This is a genomic window from Mycobacterium talmoniae, assembly GCF_001854525.1.
Taxonomy (GTDB): domain Bacteria; phylum Actinomycetota; class Actinomycetes; order Mycobacteriales; family Mycobacteriaceae; genus Mycobacterium; species Mycobacterium talmoniae.
The window spans coordinates 1-3,169 of record NZ_MLQM01000293.1 but is presented as its reverse complement, the minus strand read 5'-3'; the positions used below and the strand labels follow the sequence as shown (position 1 = coordinate 3,169).

Sequence of the window (3,169 nt, the reverse complement as noted above, 5' to 3'; positions counted from 1 at the left end):
GTGGTACCGCAAGCCCGCGGCGCTAATCGGCTGGCTGGTGCTGGTCGTGATCCTGCTCGCGGTGGTGGTCTACGGCATCATTCAGCTGACGGCCAGCGGGCCCGCCCCCAGCACGCCGAGCAGCAGCACGACGTCGACGACCACGACCACGTCGACCACCACGAGCAGCGCGACCACGACAACGACGACCACGTCGGCGGAGAGCAGCGAAGAGGCCCCGCCGCCGAGTCCGCCCGACCAGGGCGGGGCGCCCCCACCGCCGCCGCAAGCCCCGCCGAGCAGCGAGCCCGGACACCACCTTCCGCACATTCCGTCGGTTGTCACGATTCCGCCGATCCCGCACGCGCCCGAGGTGCCGACGGTGATCACGCTGCCGCCGCACCACTAAGCGCGGCGGCGCCATCTCGGCGCCCGTGTCGCATCGGGGTTTGCGCGACGGGCGGCCCTACCATCGATCCGTGGAGCGCTACGGACCTCCCGACGACCCGAGTAACGAGCCGACCAGGTACGCCAACTACGGGATCGGGCCGGAGGAGCAGTACGGCTACGGCACGCCGGCCGACGACTACCGCGCGCCCAGCGCAGAACCGCCCCCCGAAGTTCCACGCACCCCCTGGTACCTCAAGCCCGCGGTATTGATGGGCTGGGGCGTGCTGGTCACCCTGCTGCTCGGGGCGGTGGTCTGGGGGATCGTGCAGTTGATGAGCCGCGACACCGGCGGCTCCACATCCACCACCACCTCCTCGACCACCACCACGACGACGAGCACCGCACCGACCAGCACCACCGCGCCGGTGGCCCCCGCGCCGACGACCACCACGACGACGACCACGACCACCACCACGGAAACGACCACGACGACGACGGACACCACCACGTCCGACACCACCACGACCTCGGACACCACCAGCAGCACGTCGGACACCACCACCGCGCCGACCACCACGAGCACCAGCACGCCGGGTGCCTTCCAGCTCCCGCATATGCCCTCGCAGATCACGCTGCCGGTACCGACCGCCATCAATTCGCCGGGGAACTGAGCGCCTCGACCACCCGCCGTCGGGCACCTCAGGAATACCTGAGCTGACTCAGCTTTGTCTCAGGGAAAACGTGGAGATCCCCTGACTTCCGGCGTGCCCGCACCCCTGTAAACGCCGCGGTGATTCCCCAAAGAGCCCGCTAGGTCCTATTAAGAGCGACTTATTCCGTTTATTTGGTTGTTTCTCAGTTTTTACTCAGGTAATCTCCGGTACGTCAGTCTTGACACCCGCCAAAGGAGATGGCCATGCAACTCGCCGCTCGTCCCTTCGCCACCGCCGGCATCGCCCTCGCCGCCGCCGGCCTGATCGCCGTCACGCCGGCCGGCCCGGCCCTCGCTGAGCTCCCAATACCCGAGATTCAGCTCACCGGACTCGACGTGGGCGACTTCGGCGCGGTGGTGTCCGGTGCCGTGGCCGACATGGAAAGCCTGCTCGGTGCGGGGTTCGGCGGCACCGTTGTCGACGCGGCGTCCGGCGCGGACCCGCTGTCGGTCGCGAGCAGCTTCACCGCGGCCATCGAGTCCGCGCAGATCGCGTTCAACCAGAACCTCGTCGACGCCGAACTCGGCTTCAACAATGGCCTCACCGGCGCCGAGCTGTGGATCCAGCAATTGCTGTTCGGCTCCGACAGCGCCCTCAACGGCATCATCAACCGCGGCTTCAATGTCTTCAACATGGGCGTGGGCGTGGTGGAGAACACCGTCAACGCCATGCTGTTCGGCGGGGCGCTCGACCGAGCCGATGACGCCTTCTCGGCCATCTTCAACGGCAGCCTCACGCTCGGCTTCAACGGCGCCGCCGAACTGCTGCCCAACGTCTTCAACAGCGGTCTGACCGCCGGCTTCGAGGGCGTGTTCGACCAGGGCCTGATGGTGCTGCTCAACACCCTCGGGCTGCTCTTCGGCATGTAACCCGACTCCCTACCCACCAGCGGGCCGCGCTCGGGGGGCGGCCCGCTGGTGGTGCGCACACGCCCGGTCAACAACGGTTGATGACCGCGGCCCGTCCCCTCGTTAAGGTGGGGCATCGGTCGCCCCGACCGCCAGCCAACCACGGGAGTGCGCAATGACCGACTCGCTCGGCCTGTCGACCGGCACCACCAACCTGGTGGCGGCCCGGGCGGGCCACCCGCCGCTAGCGCGGCGCTCGGTGTTGACGCTGTTCGACCGCCGGGCGCCCGAAGTCGGCGTGCCCGAAGACAACCCGAACCTCACCGAACCCGGGCTGGTGCTGCGCGGGTTCGTCGAGCGGGTCGGCGACCCGGTGCCCCTGGTCGCCGCCGACGGGTCCAGCCACCGCGGTGAGCAGTTGCTGGCCGAAGCCCTCGACGCGCTGGCCCGCGCCGCGGGCTACCCGACGCCGGTGGCGATCGCGGTTCCCGCGCACTGGGGGCCGCGCCCGGTCGCCGCGCTGCGCGCCGCGCTGGCCGGCAAGCTCGGGCTCAGAGCCCAAGACGCCCCGCCGCCGTTGATCTCCGACGCGGCGGCCGCCGTCGCGGCGCTGTACGCCGAACCGGGGCTGCCCACCCGGGGTGTGGTGGCGCTGTGCGATTTCGGCGGCACCGGCAGCAGCGTCACACTCGTAGACGCTGCCTCCAATTTCGCCCCCGTCGCCGAGACCGTCCGCTATCCGGAGTTTTCCGGCGATCGGGTCGATGAGGCGATCGTCAACCACGTGCTGGCCGGCGTCCGCAGTGACACCGATCCGGCCAGCACCGCAGCGGTCGGATCGTTGACCCGGCTGCGCGGGCAATGCCGGCTGGCCAAGGAGCGGCTGTCCACCGAGACCGCGGCCGCGGTTTCCGTCGAGTTGCCGGGGTTCGCCGGCGAAGTGCAGTTGACCCGCCGCGAGTTGGACGCCCTGATCGCCGGGCCGCTCGACGGGTTCCTCAACGCCGTCAGCGACGCGTTGGGGCGCAGCCGAATCCGGCCCGGCGAGTTGGCGGCGGTGGCGACGGTCGGCGGCGGCGCCAGCATGCCGCTGATCGGCGCGCGGCTGTCCGAGCGGCTGCGGGTGCCGGTGGTCACCACGCCGCACCCCGCGTCCAGCGCCGCCGTCGGCGCCGGCATCCTCGCCGAACAGGGCCCGCCGGCCGACCTGACCACCGCGGCCGAGGCCAGCGCCCCCAC

3 protein-coding genes and 1 pseudogene are annotated in these 3,169 nt (G+C 70.5%); 3 read left to right on the top strand and 1 reads right to left on the bottom strand.

The features are described 5' to 3' along the window. Positions 1-388, top strand: a pseudogene (locus tag BKN37_RS29640) (hypothetical protein); the annotation flags it as partial. A gap of 177 nt (positions 389-565) precedes the next feature. Here BKN37_RS29640 and BKN37_RS30300 read toward each other — a convergent pair. Continuing rightward, positions 566-1,021: a hypothetical protein gene (locus tag BKN37_RS30300; RefSeq protein WP_165618408.1), complete on the bottom strand. Its 456-nt coding sequence runs from the start codon at positions 1,019-1,021 to the stop codon at positions 566-568. Positions 1,022-1,279: 258 nt separating this feature from the next. Here BKN37_RS30300 and BKN37_RS26600 point away from each other — a divergent pair, with 258 nt between their 5' ends. Together BKN37_RS26600 and BKN37_RS26595 are read left to right on the top strand one after the other, a co-directional pair. Further along, positions 1,280-1,951, top strand: coding sequence for a hypothetical protein (locus BKN37_RS26600; protein WP_071030240.1), 672 nt, complete (start codon positions 1,280-1,282; stop codon positions 1,949-1,951). Between the two features lie 154 nt (positions 1,952-2,105). Further along, the coding region (locus BKN37_RS26595) for an Hsp70 family protein (protein WP_165618407.1) at positions 2,106-3,169 on the top strand (1,064 nt) is incomplete at its 3' end.